This is a genomic window from Brevundimonas sp. 2YAF1 (assembly GCF_052114745.1).
In the GTDB taxonomy this organism is placed as follows: Bacteria; Pseudomonadota; Alphaproteobacteria; order Caulobacterales; family Caulobacteraceae; genus Brevundimonas.
Genome location: NZ_JBFRFI010000003.1, coordinates 219,142 through 234,697 on the forward strand (window position 1 = coordinate 219,142; position 15,556 = coordinate 234,697).

At 69.1% G+C, this 15,556-nt stretch carries 15 protein-coding genes; 6 read left to right on the plus strand and 9 right to left on the minus strand.

What is annotated here, in order from left to right:
• Positions 1 to 2 precede the first annotated feature (2 nt).
• The 3 genes from AB4Y68_RS06290 to AB4Y68_RS06300 form a co-directional block, all read right to left on the minus strand.
• Positions 3 to 818, minus strand: coding sequence for a TIGR02186 family protein (locus AB4Y68_RS06290; RefSeq protein WP_441454651.1), 816 nt, complete (start codon positions 816 to 818; stop codon positions 3 to 5).
• Positions 818 to 1,741, minus strand: a complete 924-nt coding sequence (locus tag AB4Y68_RS06295; protein ID WP_441454652.1) for a sulfite exporter TauE/SafE family protein — start codon at positions 1,739 to 1,741, stop codon at positions 818 to 820. Before AB4Y68_RS06295 ends, AB4Y68_RS06290 begins: the two co-directional genes overlap by 1 nt.
• 131 nt (positions 1,742 to 1,872) lie before the next feature.
• On the minus strand, positions 1,873 to 4,641 hold the full coding sequence (locus AB4Y68_RS06300; RefSeq protein WP_441454653.1) for an SEL1-like repeat protein: 2,769 nt from the start codon (positions 4,639 to 4,641) through the stop codon (positions 1,873 to 1,875).
• Positions 4,642 to 4,861: 220 nt separating this feature from the next.
• Here AB4Y68_RS06300 and AB4Y68_RS06305 point away from each other — a divergent pair, with 220 nt between their 5' ends.
• Positions 4,862 to 5,074, plus strand: coding sequence for a hypothetical protein (locus AB4Y68_RS06305; RefSeq protein WP_441454654.1), 213 nt, complete (start codon positions 4,862 to 4,864; stop codon positions 5,072 to 5,074).
• Between the two features lie 169 nt (positions 5,075 to 5,243).
• On the opposite strand, the gene argF is transcribed toward AB4Y68_RS06305, so the two are convergent.
• From argF to AB4Y68_RS06325, 4 genes are all read right to left on the minus strand, one after another.
• A complete protein-coding gene (gene argF, locus AB4Y68_RS06310; RefSeq protein ID WP_441454655.1) occupies positions 5,244 to 6,161 on the minus strand; it encodes an ornithine carbamoyltransferase in 918 nt (305 codons plus the stop codon).
• 47 nt (positions 6,162 to 6,208) lie between these two features.
• Positions 6,209 to 7,384, minus strand: a complete 1,176-nt coding sequence (locus tag AB4Y68_RS06315; protein WP_441454758.1) for an aspartate aminotransferase family protein — start codon at positions 7,382 to 7,384, stop codon at positions 6,209 to 6,211.
• 147 nt (positions 7,385 to 7,531) lie between these two features.
• Entirely contained in the window at positions 7,532 to 8,443 is a 912-nt protein-coding gene (locus AB4Y68_RS06320; protein WP_441454656.1) for a M28 family metallopeptidase, read from the minus strand.
• Positions 8,444 to 8,494: 51 nt separating this feature from the next.
• Positions 8,495 to 9,319, minus strand: coding sequence for an ABC transporter permease (locus tag AB4Y68_RS06325; protein WP_441454657.1), 825 nt, complete (start codon positions 9,317 to 9,319; stop codon positions 8,495 to 8,497).
• A gap of 233 nt (positions 9,320 to 9,552) precedes the next feature.
• Here AB4Y68_RS06325 and gcrA point away from each other — a divergent pair, with 233 nt between their 5' ends.
• Positions 9,553 to 10,089, plus strand: coding sequence for a cell cycle sigma 70 cofactor GcrA (gene gcrA / locus AB4Y68_RS06330; protein WP_441454658.1), 537 nt, complete (start codon positions 9,553 to 9,555; stop codon positions 10,087 to 10,089).
• A gap of 173 nt (positions 10,090 to 10,262) precedes the next feature.
• Here gcrA and apaG read toward each other — a convergent pair whose 3' ends face one another.
• Complete coding sequence (gene apaG / locus AB4Y68_RS06335; protein WP_441454659.1) at positions 10,263 to 10,670, minus strand: Co2+/Mg2+ efflux protein ApaG; 408 nt, start codon at positions 10,668 to 10,670, stop codon at positions 10,263 to 10,265.
• A gap of 104 nt (positions 10,671 to 10,774) precedes the next feature.
• Between apaG and AB4Y68_RS06340 the strand changes: the two genes are divergently transcribed.
• Entirely contained in the window at positions 10,775 to 11,809 is a 1,035-nt protein-coding gene (locus tag AB4Y68_RS06340; RefSeq protein WP_441454660.1) for a 2'-deoxycytidine 5'-triphosphate deaminase, read from the plus strand.
• Positions 11,810 to 11,837: 28 nt separating this feature from the next.
• On the opposite strand, the gene AB4Y68_RS06345 is transcribed toward AB4Y68_RS06340, so the two are convergent.
• Positions 11,838 to 12,443, minus strand: coding sequence for a TlpA family protein disulfide reductase (locus tag AB4Y68_RS06345; RefSeq protein WP_441454661.1), 606 nt, complete (start codon positions 12,441 to 12,443; stop codon positions 11,838 to 11,840).
• Here AB4Y68_RS06345 and argH point away from each other — a divergent pair.
• From argH to lysA, 3 genes are read left to right on the plus strand one after another with little or no spacing between them, the layout of a single operon-like run.
• Positions 12,442 to 13,845: an argininosuccinate lyase gene (gene argH, locus AB4Y68_RS06350; protein WP_441454662.1), complete on the plus strand. Its 1,404-nt coding sequence runs from the start codon at positions 12,442 to 12,444 to the stop codon at positions 13,843 to 13,845. The genes AB4Y68_RS06345 and argH overlap by 2 nt on opposite strands.
• Positions 13,842 to 14,075: a hypothetical protein gene (locus AB4Y68_RS06355; protein WP_441454663.1), complete on the plus strand. Its 234-nt coding sequence runs from the start codon at positions 13,842 to 13,844 to the stop codon at positions 14,073 to 14,075. The genes argH and AB4Y68_RS06355 overlap by 4 nt, the downstream gene beginning before the upstream one ends.
• A 33-nt stretch (positions 14,076 to 14,108) precedes the next feature.
• Positions 14,109 to 15,389: a diaminopimelate decarboxylase gene (lysA, locus tag AB4Y68_RS06360; RefSeq protein WP_441454664.1), complete on the plus strand. Its 1,281-nt coding sequence runs from the start codon at positions 14,109 to 14,111 to the stop codon at positions 15,387 to 15,389.
• Positions 15,390 to 15,556: the final 167 nt, after the last annotated feature.

Sequence of the window (15,556 nt, forward strand, 5' to 3'; positions counted from 1 at the left end):
CCCTACCTGCTTCTGAACACCCGCGACGCGGCATAACCCGTCAGCGCCGCCAGGATCACGCACAGCACGCCGTAGGACCACGGCCGCCGGTGGGCGAACTCATAGATGTCGCGCTCCAGTCCGACCTTCTCGACCGTCAGGGTCAGGTTGGACACCGACACCGGCGCCCCGTCCTGAAACAGCCAGACCTCGGCGTAGTATGTGCCGGTCGGCGCTACGGTCGGCAGTTTCACCTCGGCGCGGAACAGGCCCCTGTCGACGAACTGGACCCCGTTCGGATCCGTGTCGTAGAGGGCCGCCGCCTCCTTCAGCCGGATCACGGCGCGGCGCCAGTCCAGGTAGTTTTCGCCCAGACGGCTGACCACCACGTCGCGCACGCCGTAGCGGGTGACGGTGCGGCTTTCCTGCGGCGCATCGATGCGCAGGTGGTCGACGCCGACGCCAAGACGGCGCAGTTGGCCGAAGTCCGCCACGTCCGACAGGGGCCGGGTCGAGGCTGTCATGTAGAAACCGGGCGCGCCCTCGAACAGGACCGGCCGGCTGTTCAGCCAGACGCCCATGTTGCGGGTCTTCTTGACCAGACGCACCGGCGCGTCCGGCCCGCGCACCACCACCACCACGTCGGCGGGGACGTCAGTCGGATTGAACACCGCGCCGTAGAGGACGATGGAGGCGCCGCGGAAGCTGGAATCGACCTGGACCTGGGCGTCGGTCAGGGCGGCGGCGACGCGCACCTCGCCCTCGGTGGCGACCGAACGCTCGACCGTACCGACTTCGGCGGGAACGACGACGGGCGCGGGCGGCAGGGCCTGGAACATCAATCCCCCACCCCCGGCGCCAGTAGGAAGAGATCGGTCGGCCGCACGAACAGCTCCAGCCCCATCTGGATGCCGACCAGCAGGACGATCAGCCCCAGGGCCGCGCGCATCTCTTCGGCGCGGAACCGGCCCGACAGCTTGGCGCCGAACTGGGCGCCGACCACGCCGCCCAGCAGCAGGATGGTCGACAGGACGATGTCCACCGTCTGGTTGCGCCCGGCCTGCAGGACGGTGGTGATGGCGGTCGTGATGATGATCTGGAACAGGCTGGTGCCGACCACGACGCTGGCCCGCATCCGCAGCACATAGAGCATGGCCGGGACCAGGATGAAGCCGCCGCCCACCCCCATGATGGCCGACAGGATGCCGGCGAAGACGCCCAGGCCGAAGGGCGGAATGGCGCTGATGTAGAGACCCGAGCGGGGGAAGCGCATGCGGAACGGCAGACCGTACAGCCACATGGGGCGACGGCGTTCCTTGCGCGGCGGGGTCTCGCGGCGCACCCGGTGCAGGATCTGCGTCAGGCTTTCGTACAGCATCATGCCGCCGATGGAGCCGAGGAAGATCAGATAGGACAGGGCCACGACCAGGTCGGCCTGGCCCAGCAGGCGCAGGTAGCGGAACAGTTCAACCCCGGCCAAGGCGCCCAGGGCGCCGCCGCCGGCCATGATGCCGCCGATGCGATAATCGACCGCCTTCATCCCCGAGTAGCGGATCACGCCGGATGTGGAGGAGGCGACGACGTGGCTGGCCTGGCTGGCGACCGCCACGGTCGGAGGGATGCCCATGAAGACGAGGACCGGCGCCATCAGGAAGCCGCCGCCGATGCCGAACAGACCCGAGACAAAGCCGACCAGCGCGCCCAGCAGAACCAGGAACGGCCAGTTCACCGAAACCTCGGCGATCGGCAGGTAAATATCCACGGCACGCGCCTTCGGCTGGAAGGGAACGCAGAACAGCGCCGGCAAGGCGACTAGGCTCCGGTCTTAGCGGCGGCGGCCGCGAACCGCCACCCCCGCCCTGCCTTTCACCTCGGCCCGTTACGCCAAGGCTGTCAGGCGACCGGCTCGACGGTGAAGGCGTCGGCGGCTTCGCGCGCGACGCGGCGCGTCTCGGCCGAGGTCGCGGGCGTCAGCCGCTGCACCGCCGCCAGCGCCTGCTGGTCGCCGCGCCGGGCCGCGATCATGTACCACTTGAAGGCTTCGGTCGCGTTCGCGGCCACGCCCTCGTCGCCCTTCTCGTAGAGACGGGCGACATTGTACTGGCTGTCGACGCGACCGGCCTCGGCGGCCTTCTTGAGCCAGGTCAGGGCCTCGACGCGGTTCCGCGCGCCGCCCTCGCCGTCGTACAACTGCATGGCGTAATAGTGCATGGCCCGGACCTCGCCGCCCTCGGCCGCGCGCCGCGCCCAGGTCCGCGCCTCGGCCGGATCGGGCGCAAGGCCGGCGCCGCCTTCCTGATAGAGGCCGGCCAGACGCAGCTGCGCCCCCGCATGACCCAGGTCGGCCGCGCGCTTCAGCGTCTCCAGCCCGCTGTCGTCGCCGTTGTCGAGCAGTTGCACCGCCCGGGCGAACAGGGCCGCGCCCTCGGTCGCGGCCAGGTCGGGCGACGGCACGGCGTCGGTCGGCGCGGCGTCCAAGGCCACGGCCGCCAGAGGCGCCGCGCTCGGCGTCGCGTCGATGGGCGTCCGGCCCGTCCCGGGCAGGGTCAAGGCCAGACCATTGTCCTCGGCCACCTGAACGAAGGCGTAGCCGCCGCCGACCAGCATCACCGCCACGGCCGAGGCGCCCAGCGCCTTGCGGATGGTCGAGCCTTCGCGCGACGCCTGCTTGTCCAGACGCTCTTGCAGCTTGGACTTGCCGCCGCGCTTCAGCTTCAGGCCGAACGCCTGACGCGGCTCGTCGGCGGCCGGCGCCAGGGCGGCGCGGGCGGCGTCCAGCGTGTCGCGGGTCGAGGCCGCGCGCCCCGCCGCCGCCCCGGCCTGCAGGGCAGCGGGGTCGATGAAGTCGTTTTCGGCGGAGAAGCCGTCGTCGGCGGCCGGCCCGTCGACCAGCGGCGGCAAGCCGCCGACCGGCGTCTCGTCCAGAACGTCGCTGACGTCGGCGCCGCCGAAATCGTCGAAGCCCGCTTCAAGCATGAGATCGGTCGAGATCGAGCCGAAGCGCGCCCGTTCCGGGGCGGAGCCGAACGGCGCGGGCGCGACGGGCTCCACCTCGAGGGGGTCGATGAAGGCCGGCTCCGGGTCGGGGATCGCCGGCGCGGGGAAGGGCGCGGCGTCCAGCGCGCCGCCCAGAGCATCATCGGACCAGTCGTCCACCGGATCGGCGAAGGCGGCGGCGCGCCAGTCGCCGCTCGGGCTCTCGGCCGGGCTCCACGGCGTCGGCTCGGGACTTTCCAGCGGGGTCTCGCGCCGGACGGCGCGCGTCCCGCGCTGCTCCATGCTGTCGCGGGCCTCGGCCAGAAGGCGGGCGGTGCGCTCCTCGCTCTGACGCATCCGTTCGGCCAGATCGCCCGAAGCGCGGTCGTAGCGCTGCTCGATCTTGTCGGTGTTCTCGGCCAGGCGACGGCCGATATCGTCCAGCGCCTGAGCCGACCGACGCTCGGACTGGGCGATGCGTTCGCTGAGGCGGTCCGAAATGCGGGTGATCTCGCCGCCCAGCCGCTCCAGCGCCAGGGCATGCTGGTCGTCGGACCGGGTGATGCGCTGGTCCATCGCCTGGACGTAGCGGCCCATGTCGCGGTCCAGCTTTTCGTTCAGGGCCTTGCCGAGAGCGTCGACCTGTTCGGCGGCGGGACCGCCGGCCTCGACCTTTTCGACCCGGGCGTTCAGGTTTTGAGCGATGCGCAGCACCTCGCGGCCCATGGCCTCGACCGCGTCGGCCGAGCGCTGCTCGGCGGCGCGGGTCTGGTCGCCGACCGCGGCCAGGGCGCGCTCGATGCGCTCCACCCGCCCCTCGGTCTCGGCCACGTCGAGGCGGCGCATCATCTCGCTGCGGCTGCCCTCGACCTGACGGGTCAGGGTCTCGGCCAGCTTCTCGAAGCGGGCGGCCTCGCGGGCGTGCTCGGGCTCGACCCGGCTCTCGGCGTCGCGCAGACGCAGGTCCAGCGCGGCGAAGGAACGCTCCAGCCCCTTCAGGGCCTCGGAGGTGCGGACCTGGGCCTCGTCCAGACGCGCGCCGACCTGGGCCAGGACCTCCGTGCCGACGCCGGGGCCGGCGGCCTTCTCGACCGCCTCCATGCGTTCGCGCAGGTCGCCGATCGTGGTGCGCTGGCGCTCGTCCAGATCGAACAGACGGCTGGAGACGGCGCCGAGCGCGGCGTCCAGCTTGGCGAAGCCTTCCTCGGTCTTAGGGCCGGTTTCCTGCTCGAAGCGGCGCAGGCGCTTATGGCCCTCGCGCAGTTCCTCGGCGATGTCGTCGATGCGGCGGGCGTAGCTCGCGCCGACGTCGTCCTGTCCGTCCAGACGGCGGACCAGACCGGCCACGGCCTGATCAATGCCCTGGATGGCGACGGTCGAGCGGCGCTCGGCGGCTTCCAGCCTACCGGCGATGACTTCGATGGAGGCCCCGACCCGGCTCGGCCCCTCGTCCTCGAGGCCATAGACGTCGTCGAGGCGCCGCGAGCGGCTGCGGCGGTCATAGGGATCGGGAATGGGCGTGCGGCGCGGCAGGGGCGTGACGCTCTCGTCCTCGTCCGGCTCGTCCATGATCATGGAGTTCAGCCATTCGCCCAGGGTCATGCCCGAACGGCGCGCGAGGTCCTTGGCGATCTCGCGAGCCTTGGGGTCGATCCCCTTCACGCTCCACGGCGCTGCTGCGCTCACTGATTCGCCTCCCGACCCATAGGGTGACGCTACCGCTCCAGATCAAGCGTGTAAACGTGTCGTTAACCGCTACATCTGGCGCCCGGCGACGGAACCGCCCGTTGCGCTTGCTCGCGGTCCGCCGCTTTTCACGCCGACATGGTTAACGTCGCGTTTAGATTCATCTTCTCGCAAGAATTCAGCTTGCGAAGCGGCGCCTTAGACGCCACCTGCCCTCGCCATGAGCCCTTCGCTGACCCTCATCCTGCTGGCCGCCTCGAGCGCCGTCGCCGTCTTTTCCGGCTGGCGCGGCGCCCGGCCGCCGGACCTGGCGAAGGGGCCGCGCATGGCGCCGTGGCGTTTCATCATGCTGGCTGCGGCCGCGCTGGCGGTGCTGCTGCTGATCCACCTGGCCTCGGTGCTGGGGGGTCGGACCTTCCCCACCGCCTACTGACGCACAGCTAACGGCGCGACGCCCCTCCACCGCTGCGCGGTCCCTCCTCCCCACAAAGCGGGGAGGAAAGGCGACGGCCCTCAAGCAGCGCGAAGCGCGTTAGGGCCCAAAGGGGCGACGGCCCTCAAGCAGCGCGAAGCGTTAGGGCCGAAAGAATGAGCAGGCGCCGTCAGGCGCCTGCGAAACACCAGGCCAGGACCGCCTTCTGGGCATGGATGCGGTTCTCGGCCTCGTCCCAGATCAGCGACTGCGGCCCGTCGATGACGGCGTCCGTCACCTCTTCGCCGCGGTGCGCCGGCAGGCAGTGGAGGAAGACGGCGTCGGCCGCCGCCAGACCCATCAGGGCCTCATCGACCGTATAGGGTTCGAAGGCCGCCAGACGCGCCTCATAGTCCTGATCGCCCATCGACACCCAGGTGTCGGTGACGACCACGTCGGCGCCGGCCACCGCCTCGCGCGGGTCGCTGGTCAGGAAGACGTGGTCGCCGCCTTTCTCCAGATCGCGCAGATCGGGGTGATATTCCGCCGGGCAGGCGACGTTGAGCTGGAAGCCGAACTTGGGCGCCGCGTGCATGAAGCTGTGGCAGACGTTGTTGCCGTCGCCGACCCAGGCGATGGTCTTGCCCGCGACCGGCCCCATATGCTCCTCGATCGTCAGCAGGTCGGCCAGGATCTGGCACGGGTGGCTGCGGTCGGTCAGGCCGTTGACCACCGGAACCGTCGAGACGCGGGCGAAGCGTTCGACATCCTCATGATTGTTGGCGCGGATCATCACGGCGTCGACCATGCGCGACAGGACCTTGGCCGTATCCTCGACCGGCTCGCCGCGCCCCAGTTGCATGTCGGCGGCGGTGGCGATGATGGCCGAGCCGCCCAACTGACGGATGGCCGCGTCGAAGCTGAAGCGGGTGCGCGTCGAGTTCTTCTCGAAGATCATGGCCAGGACGCGGTCCTTGCCCGGCGCATCGGCGTCGGGACGCCCCTGGGGCCAGCCCTTGCGCGCCTGTTTGCGGGCATGGGCGTCGTCCAGAATGGCGCGCAGATCAGCGGCTTCAAGCCGGTGAATATCGAGGAAGTGACGGACCATCTCAGGTCTCCGTAATCAGAACGTCAGTCGGGCCTCGGCCGAAGGAATCAGACCGACAGCTGGGCGCGAGCGAACTCGCAGGCCGTTTCGAACTTCTCGACAGCCTCGCGGGCCTCTTCGAGGGTGATGTTCAACGGCGGCAGGATGCGGACCAGGTTGTCGCCGCCGCCGGCGACCAGCAACTTTGCCTCGTCGCGGGCCCAGCCCATGAAGTCGCGGTTGTTGGGGACCAGCTTGACGCCCAGCAGCAGACCCTTGCCGCGCACCTCGACGATCACGTCGGGGAAGCGTTCCTTGAGGCCGTGAAGCTGCTGCTTCAGATAGCCGGCGACCTCGTTGACGTTGGCGATGACGGCGTCCGACGACACCTCGGCGAAGGCGGCCTGGCCGACGGCCATGGCCAGGGGGTTGCCGCCGAAGGTCGAGCCGTGCGCGCCGACCGTCATCCCCTTGGCCGCTTCGGCCGTGGCCAGGCAGGCGCCGATGGGGAAGCCGCCGCCGAGCGCCTTGGCGATGGCCATGATGTCGGGCGTCATGCCGGCCCATTCGTGGGCCCACAGCTTGCCGGTCCGGCTCATGCCGCACTGGACCTCGTCGAAGATGATCAGGACGCCGTACTGGTCGGCCATGTCGCGCATCCAGCGCAATTCTTCTTCCGGCGTGGCGCGGCAACCGCCCTCGCCTTGCACCGGCTCCAGGATGATGGCCGCCGTGGTCGGGTTCTCGAAGGCGGCCGTCAGGGCTTCCTTGTCGCCCCAGGTCAGCTGGTAGAAGCCTTCCATCTTGGGCCCGAAGCCCTCGGTGTAGCTGGGGTTGGCGGCGGCGTTGATCGCGCCATAGGTGCGGCCGTGGAACGAGCCGTCAAAGCCGTAGATGTCGATCCGTTCCGGCTGGCCGTTGGCCGAGTGGAATTTACGCGCCGTCTTCAGCGCGCACTCGACGGCCTCGGTGCCGGAGTTGGTGAAGAAGACCACGTCGGCGAAGGACTTCTGGCACAGGGCGTCAGCCAGCGCGTCCTGACCCGGAATCTTGAAGATATTGGAGACGTGCCACAGCTTCTCGGCCTGATCCTTGACCGCCTGCACCAGCTTGGGGTTGGCGTGGCCGAGCGCGTTGGTCGAAATGCCCGAGACGCAGTCCAGATACTCGGTGCCGTCAGTCGCCCACAGTCGGACGCCCAGGCCGCGCTCCACTTCCAGCGGCGCGCGATTGTAGACACCCATCAGATGACCGGACACTGGGCAGACTCCATAAAGCGAGACGGTCCCGACGCCCAAATCTGGAGAGACAAGGGCGACGGGACCGCTTCAAAAAGGGTGATCGACTTGTCGGGCGCTATTCCCGCTTAGTCAACACCGCGCCGACCGCCGTCAGCGCAGTTGCGCGTCCAGCTTCTGGATCAGAGCGGCATAGGTCGCGCCGGCCGTGGCGATGGTCGCGCCCTCGACGGCCTCGACGGCGTCGTCCTTGGAGTGGATCAGGCGGAAGACCTGGGGCGTGAAGCCCTCGGCCAGACCGTTCGCCTTGCCGCCATTGAAGGCCAGCCACATCTGGTGGGCGCCGACCTGATCCTGGAAGCCTAGCGACACCACCGGCGCGCCCGCCGCCGAGAAGGCGCGGTCGTCGGACGGCGGATACTCGGGGAAACCGACGCATTGAAGGGCGCGTTCGGCGCACAGTTCCTGCACCGCGCGGGTGACGAAGGCCGACTGCGCCCCGTTGTTCTGGCCGTACATCATGGTGTCGCCATAGGCGGCCACGTCGGAGTTCACCACGGCCGCGACGTTGGCGATGCCGTGCGCCTCGATCCATTTGCGCGCGCCGATCAGGCCCAGTTCTTCCTGATCGAAGAAGATGACGCGGACGCGGTGGGCCAGCGGCCCATCTGCCTGAATTTTGCTCTTGAGGATCCTGGCCGCCTCGATCACGGAGACCACGGACCCGGCGTTGTCGATCACGCCCTGCGACATGGTCCCGTCGCGCAGCTTCACCGCGTCATAGTGGGCGGTCAGCAGGATTTCTTTCGGACCATCGCCAATCGTGACGACGACGTTGGAGCCCTGCATCGGCGCGCCGCGACCGCCGCCCGCGAAGGTCTCGACCGTCGGGCTGAACCCGGCGGCGCGCAGCTGGCCCAGCAGGACGGTCATCCGCTCGGCGTTGGACGGTTGGACGTAGGCGCCGACCTGCGTCTTCAGCGCTGCCGCGTCCTGAGCGGCGGCGGGCGTGGACAGAAGCGCGGCGGCGGCGACGGCGGACGCGAGAATGGATCGAAACAGCATGAAGAACCTCCCATCCCCCTCCCCAGGGGGCGTTTGGTCCTGCCTAACGGCTCAGCTCTTCAGACGCCAGCCCGAGCGGAACACCAGCCAGCAGGCCGCGCCCATCAGGACGGTCAGCACGCCGCTCATGACGATCCCGATCATCAAATTCCCCTCGGCGTGGCCGATGAAGCCCGACCGGAAGCCGTCGATCAGGTAGAAGAAGGGATTAAAGCGGCTGATGCTGGCGAAGGGCTCCGGCAGGCTGTCGATCAGGTAGAAGGTGCCCGACAGGAAGGTCATCGGCATGACCACGAAGTTCTGCACCGCCGACAGGTGGTCGAACTTCTCGGACCACAGACCCGCCAGCACGCCCATCATCCCCATCAGCAGGGACGCGATCAGGCCGAACCAGACGATCAGGAACAGGTTGGCCACGCCCAGCTTGGCGAAGGGCAGGACGCACAGGGCCGTCACCAGTCCGACCGCCACCCCGCGTGTCGCCGCCCCCAGGGTGAAGCCGATGGTCAGTTCCAGCGGGCTGAGCGGCGGGGTCAGGAAGTCGGTCGCCGTGCCCATGATCTTAGCCTGGATCAGGCTGGACGAGGCGTTGGCGAAGGCGTTCTGCAGGATGGCCATCATGATCAGGCCGGGAGCCACGAACTCGGCGAAAGGCGTTCCGTGCAGCGGCGGCCGCGCGCCCTTCAGCGCCACCACGAAGACCAGCATGTAGAGCAGGGTCGTCACCACCGGGGCCGCCACCGTCTGCGCGCCCACCTTCCAGAAGCGGCGCACCTCGCGCAGGTAGAGGGTGCGCAGACCCACCCAGTTGATCCCGTCGTAACGACGCGGCTGGGGCAGGCCGGAAGGGCGTGTGGAGGCGAGATCGGTCTTCATAGGCGCCCAGATGCGCCCGCGAAGCTGGTTTCGCAAGGCGCCCGACGTTCGTCGAGCGAACTCAAAACTGAGTCAAAACGGGACATTAACCACACTACATGTGGTTTCTGTGGACAGCTGAATTGCCACATCTTGCGTGTTTTAAGGGCTGCTTTACGATTAGTAGCAGGTCGAGGCAGGGAAACCCGCCGGCGACCCAAGATATTGAATCCGACTTCCCCGGGAGGGTGGCCATGACCGCAGGCTGGACTGAAGACCGCGTCGGCGCGCTGAAGAAGCTCTGGCTGGAAGGCCAATCGGCCAGCCAGATCGCCAAGACCCTGGGCGGCGGCGTGACCCGCAACGCCGTGATCGGCAAGGTGCACCGCCTGGGCCTGTCGGGCCGGGCCGCGCCCTCGCAACCGGCGCGCACCACGTTCCGCGCCGCCCGTCCGCGCCCCGCCGCGCCGGCCGCGCCGGTTCAGGCCCCGTCGGCCCCGCGCCGCATCGAGGCCGCCGCGCCCCGTCCGGTCATGGCGGTCCAGCCTTCGGCCCCCGCGCCCATGCCCGAACTGCCGGGCACGGCCACGGTGATGACCCTCGGCGCCCACATGTGCAAATGGCCGATCGGCGACCCGTCGTCGCGCGAGTTCAGCTTCTGCGGCCGTCGCGCCACGGAAAACGTCTATTGCGGCGAACACGCCCGCGTCGCCTACCAGCCGCAAGTCCGTCGCGGCGCGACCAAGGACGGCGCCACCGAACTGGCGCGTTCGCTTCGCCGTTACATCTAGGGGCGCTATCGCTCGCGACGCGGTCGCTCGCTGCTTGAGCGCCCGCATCTAGCTTCTCCCGTCCGGTTCGCTGGACGGGAACAAGGCTGGGGCTGCGGTTCATCCGGGTTGACGCAGCCCTATCGCCCTCGCCGCCTGGCGGGGGTTTTTCTTTGGGTGGAAGGTCGCCGCCCCTAGTTCAGCACCCGCCGCGCATCCGGCACGTCCAGGCTGAAGGCCGGGATGGCCGCCTCGAACATCCGGCCTTCGACGTCGGTCATGTAATAGGCCCCGACCATCGAGCCGGACGCCGTGCCCAACGGACAGCCGGAGGCGTAGGAATAGCTGTCGCCAGCCTCGATCACCGGTTGTTCGCCGACCACCCCCGAACCACGCACCTCCTCGACCCGACCGAAGGCATCGGTGATGGTCCAGCGCCGCGCCACCAGTTGCACCGATGCGCCGGTCAGGTTGACGATCTCGATCTGATAGGCCCAGACCCAGCGCCCGCCCTCGGGGTCCGACTGGCCCGCCAGATAGGAGGGGCGGACGCGGACGACGACGCCTTCGGTCTCGGCGGTATAGGCAGGAGCGGCGTGCATAGGCTATATGCAGCCCGCCGACCTCGGGGTTCAACCCGTCTGTCGCGTCGGATGTCGCATTCCGAAGCGAGACAGGCGGAAAAATCCGTGTGAGACAGGACGGCATGAGCATCTTCGAGATTCCCTCCCAGCCCGGCATTCTGCCCTTTCAGAGCATCGAGACCCTGATCGCGACCGGCGCGATCCGGTCCGACACCCCCTTCGATCACGATCAGGTGCAACCGGCGAGCCTGGATCTGCGGCTGTCGAACCAGGCCTGGCGGGTGCGCGCCTCCTTCCTGCCCGGCCAGCGCAAGGTCGAGGACCGCATCGCCGACGTGGCCATGCACGCGGTCGACCTGTCGGGCGGCGTGGTGCTGGAAAAGGGCTGCGTCTATATCGCCCGGCTGCAGGAGCGGCTCAGCCTGCCGCGCGGCCTGAACGCCCGCGCCAACCCCAAGAGCTCCACCGGCCGTGTGGACGTCTTCGTCCGTCTGCTGACCGATCAGGGCGGCAGCTTCGACGACGTGGACGAAGGCTATGACGGCCCCCTCTATCTGGAAATCGCGCCCCAGACCTTCTCCATCCTGGTCCAGCCGGGCACCCGGCTGAACCAGCTGCGCCTCAAGGCCGGCGACCCGCCCAAGCTGGAGACCCGCAGCGTCGGCGTCGATCTGGAAGCGGGCGAAAGCGGCATCGTCGGCTTCCGCGGCCGTCGCCACGCCGGGGTCGTCGACATGGACCATATCGACGGCCACGACCCGCGCGACTTCTGGGAGCCGCTGATCCTGCGCCGCGACGAACTGCTCCTGGATCCGGGCGAGTTCTACATCCTGGCCTCGCGCGAAGCCGTCGAGATCCCGGTCGACCAGGCCGCCGAAATGACCCCGATCGACCCCTCGGTCGGCGAATTCCGCGTCCACTACGCCGGCTTTTTCGACCCGGGCTTCGGCACGGACGAGGCCCACGGCGCCGGCTCCAAGGGCGTGCTGGAGGTTCGCACCCACGACACCCCCTTCCTGCTGGAACACGGTCAGATCGTCGCCCGCCTGGTCTATGAGCCGCTGACGGAACGCCCGTCGCGCCTCTACGGCGAAGGCGGCAGCCACTACCAGAGCCAGGGGCTCAAGCTGTCGAAACACTTCCGCCCCTGGGGCTGATTTCCTTCTCCCCTTGAGGGAGAAGGATCTACTTCTCGGCCAGCAGGGCGTCGACCAGAGCCGTCGCCTCCTTGCTGGCCCAGTCGGCCTCGCCGGTCAGAACCGCGCGGACATGGCCCCGGCGGTCCAGCAGGATCGTCTGGGGCATGGCCCCCTTGCCGGGAAACTCGAACGGCAGCTGGAATTTTGGATCGGCGTAATAGGTCAGCGGCGGGTGCTCGGCGATGAAGGCGCGGGCCTCGGGCACGGCCTTGTCCACGTCCATGCTGACGGTCACGACCGCGAAGTCGTCGCGCCCTTCATAGTGCTTGGCCAGCGCCGCCAGGGTCGGCATCTCGATCTTGCAGGGCGCGCACCAGGTGGCCCACAGGTTGACCACCGCCACCCTGCCCTTGAAGTCGGCAAAGCGAACATCGCGGCCCTCGGCGTCCTTGAAGACATAGTCGGGCGCAGGTTCAGGCGCCGGCGTCACCAGCTTGGACAGCGAACCCTGGGCGTAAACGGCCAGAGCGGATGACGCGGACTCTTTGCCCCCGCCGTGCCGATTGGCGTATAGCAGCGCCGCGCCGCCGATCACCCCGATCAGCAGCAACGCCGTCGCCACGCCCGCCAAAGTCCGTTTAGAGCCGCTCATGTCCGACACGCCTTCCAACACCCCGCAAGGTCAGTCTCTATGGGGCGGGCGCTTCAGCGCCAAGCCCGCAGACATCATGCAGGCCATCAACGTCTCCATCGGCGTCGACAAACGCCTGTGGGCGCAGGACCTGGCGGGCTCGCGGGCGCATTGCCGCATGTTGGCCAAGCAAGGCATCATCGCCCAGGCCGACGCCGAGGCCATCCTGGGCGGGCTGGACGTCATCGAGGGCGAGATCACGGGCGGGACCTTCCCCTTCCGCGACGCCTATGAAGACATCCACATGAACGTCGAGGCCCGCCTGTCGGAGCTGATCGGCGAGCCGTCGGGACGTCTGCATACGGCGCGCAGCCGCAACGATCAGGTGGCGACGGACTTCCGCCTCTGGGTCCGCGACGCCTGCGACCGCACCGTCGAACAGCTGAAGGCCCTGCAAGCGGCCCTGCTGGACCGGGCGGAACAGCACGCCGGCGACCTGATGCCGGGCTTCACCCACCTGCAGACGGCCCAGCCGGTGACCTTCGGCCACCACCTGATGGCCTATGTCGAGATGTTCGGCCGCGACGCGAGCCGCTTCAATGACGCCCGCACCCGCATGAACGAGAACCCGCTGGGCGCCGCCGCCCTGGCCGGGTCGCCCTTCCCCATCGACCGCCACATGACGGCGCAGGCCCTGGGCTTCGACCGGCCGATGGCCAACTCGCTGGACGCCGTGTCGGACCGCGACTTCGCCCTGGAAAGCCTGGCCGCCGCCTCGATCGCGGCGGGCCACCTGTCGCGTCTGGCCGAGGAGATCGTGGTCTGGATGACGCCGATGTTCGGCTTCGCCTCCCTGCCCGACGACCTGACCACCGGCTCGTCCATCATGCCGCAGAAGCGCAACCCCGACGCCGCCGAACTGGTGCGGGCCAAGACGGGCCGGATCATGGGCTCGCTGGTCGCCTTGTCGACGGTGATGAAGGGCCTGCCGCTGGCCTATTCCAAGGACATGCAGGAGGACAAGCCGCCGGTGTTCGAGGCCTTCGACGCCCTCGATCTGGCGCTGACCGCCATGACGGCCATGGTTTCCGCCATCATCCCCAACACGCCGCGCATGGCCGCCGCCGCCGGCGCCGGCTTCTCGACCGCCACCGACCTGGCCGACTGGCTGGTGCGCGAACTGAACCTGCCCTTCCGCAAGGCGCACCACGTCACCGGCGCCGCGGTGAAGCGGGCCGAGGCCCTGGGCGTCGGTCTGGGCGATCTGCCGCTGGAAGAATTGCAGGCCCTGGACGCGGGCATCACCAAAGAGGTGTACAAGGTTCTGACGCCCGAAGCCTCCTGCGCCAGCCGCCAGAGCTTCGGCGGCACCGCGCCGGAACAGGTCCGCGCGCGCATCGCCGATTGGAGAAACCGCCTGTGAAAAAGACCCTGATCCTCGCGGGCGCCGCCGCCCTGATGCTGTCGGGCTGCGGGCGCATGGCCGACCTGGAAGCCCCGGGCGCGACCCCGCGCCAGACCGAGCGCGCCCCGCGTGACGCGGACGCGCCCGAAATGCCCGACCCGGCGACGCTCAACCGCCCGCCCAGCGAGGTGCCGATCGACAACGGCTCGCCGACTCCCTTCAGCAAGCCGCCCACCCCGCGCGCCTGACCCTGCCTCTCTAGCCCCAGGACTCCTCGCCCGGTGCACTATTTCGACCTGAAGGACGGCGTGCTCCACGCCGAGGGCGTCTCGCTGGAGACACTGGCGGCGGAGGTCGGTACCCCGACCTATGTCTATTCCTCGGCCACGCTGCGCCGTCACTACGGCCTGCTGCGCGACGCCTGCGCCGCGCATCGGGACGCCTTGGGCGACGCCCTGATCGCCTTCGCGGTCAAGGCCAACTCCAACCTGTCGGTGCTGGCGACGCTGGCGAAGCTGGGCTGCGGCGCCGACACCGTGTCCGAGGGCGAGATCCGTCGGGCGCTCAAGGCCGGCGTTCCCGGCGAACGCATCATCTTCTCCGGCGTGGGCAAGAGCGACGCCGAACTGGCCTTCGCCATCGAGGTCGGCGTGCGCCAGATCAACGTCGAATCCTCGGCCGAACTGGACCGGCTGATCGCCGTGGCGGCGGCCAAGTCCGCGTCTCCGGCCATCGCCATCCGGGTCAATCCCAAGATCGGCGCCGGCGGCCACGCCAAGATCACCACCGGCGGCGCGGGCGACAAGTTCGGCGTGCCGGTCGAGGAGGCGCTCGACCTCTACGCCCGCGCATCACGCTCGCCCCACGTCACCCCCGTCGGCCTGGCCTGCCATATCGGCAGCCAGATCACCGATCTGACGCCGCTGGAGAACGCCTTCCGCGTGCTGCGGGAAATGACCGAGACCCTGCGCGCCGACGGCTACAGCGTCACCCGCCTCGACCTCGGCGGCGGTCTGGGCGTGCCCTACTACGGCGACGCGGAGACCGCCTCGCCCGCCGACTATGTCGCCATGGCGGCGCGGGTGCTGGACGGCCTGGGCGTCGAGGCGGCGTTCGAGCCGGGCCGGCTGATGGCCGCCAATGCGGGCGTGCTGCTGAGCCGGGTCATCCAGGTCAACGAACGGACCGATGGGCGGCGCTTCCTGGTGCTGGACGCGGCGATGAACGACCTGATGCGCCCCGCCCTCTATGACGCCTTCCACGACCTGAAGGCCGTGGCGCCGCGCGACGGCGAGATGGTCCCCTATGACGTGGTCGGCCCCGTCTGCGAGACCGGCGACACCTTCGCGCGCGACCGCGACCTGCCGCCGTTCGCAGCGGGCGATCTGGTCGTCTTCATGAGCGCGGGGGCTTACGGCGCGGTGATGAGCGGCGAATACAACACCCGTCCGCTGGCGGCCGAGGTTCTGGTCGATGGCGAGCTCCACGCGGTCATCCGCCCCCGCCCGACCTATGAGCAGATGTTCGCGCGCGAACCCCTGGCGGAGTGGCTGCGAGACTAGGGTTTCCGCTCACATCGACCCCCGCCAATCCCAATGAACCAAAGGGATTGAACGGTTCTGAAGCCGATATTCCAGCCTGGGTCACGGAGCGCGCCACACTACGCGCGGTCTTTGACATCACCGCCCGCCGCCGCCCGTTTCAGGACTTCGGCTCGCTCCGTCCCTTC

Coding starts and splice junctions, on each gene's coding strand:
- AB4Y68_RS06290 (WP_441454651.1), bottom strand. CDS start 818: ATGTTCCAGGCCCTGCCGCCCGCGCCCGTCGTCGTTCCCGCCGAAGTC.
- AB4Y68_RS06305 (WP_441454654.1), top strand. CDS start 4,862: ATGAGCCCTTCGCTGACCCTCATCCTGCTGGCCGCCTCGAGCGCCGTC.
- argF (WP_441454655.1), bottom strand. CDS start 6,161: ATGGTCCGTCACTTCCTCGATATTCACCGGCTTGAAGCCGCTGATCTG.
- AB4Y68_RS06315 (WP_441454758.1), bottom strand. CDS start 7,384: ATGGGTGTCTACAATCGCGCGCCGCTGGAAGTGGAGCGCGGCCTGGGC.
- AB4Y68_RS06320 (WP_441454656.1), bottom strand. CDS start 8,443: ATGCTGTTTCGATCCATTCTCGCGTCCGCCGTCGCCGCCGCCGCGCTT.
- AB4Y68_RS06325 (WP_441454657.1), bottom strand. CDS start 9,319: ATGAAGACCGATCTCGCCTCCACACGCCCTTCCGGCCTGCCCCAGCCG.
- gcrA (WP_441454658.1), top strand. CDS start 9,553: ATGACCGCAGGCTGGACTGAAGACCGCGTCGGCGCGCTGAAGAAGCTC.
- apaG (WP_441454659.1), bottom strand. CDS start 10,670: ATGCACGCCGCTCCTGCCTATACCGCCGAGACCGAAGGCGTCGTCGTC.
- AB4Y68_RS06340 (WP_441454660.1), top strand. CDS start 10,775: ATGAGCATCTTCGAGATTCCCTCCCAGCCCGGCATTCTGCCCTTTCAG.
- argH (WP_441454662.1), top strand. CDS start 12,442: ATGTCCGACACGCCTTCCAACACCCCGCAAGGTCAGTCTCTATGGGGC.
- AB4Y68_RS06345 (WP_441454661.1), bottom strand. CDS start 12,443: ATGAGCGGCTCTAAACGGACTTTGGCGGGCGTGGCGACGGCGTTGCTG.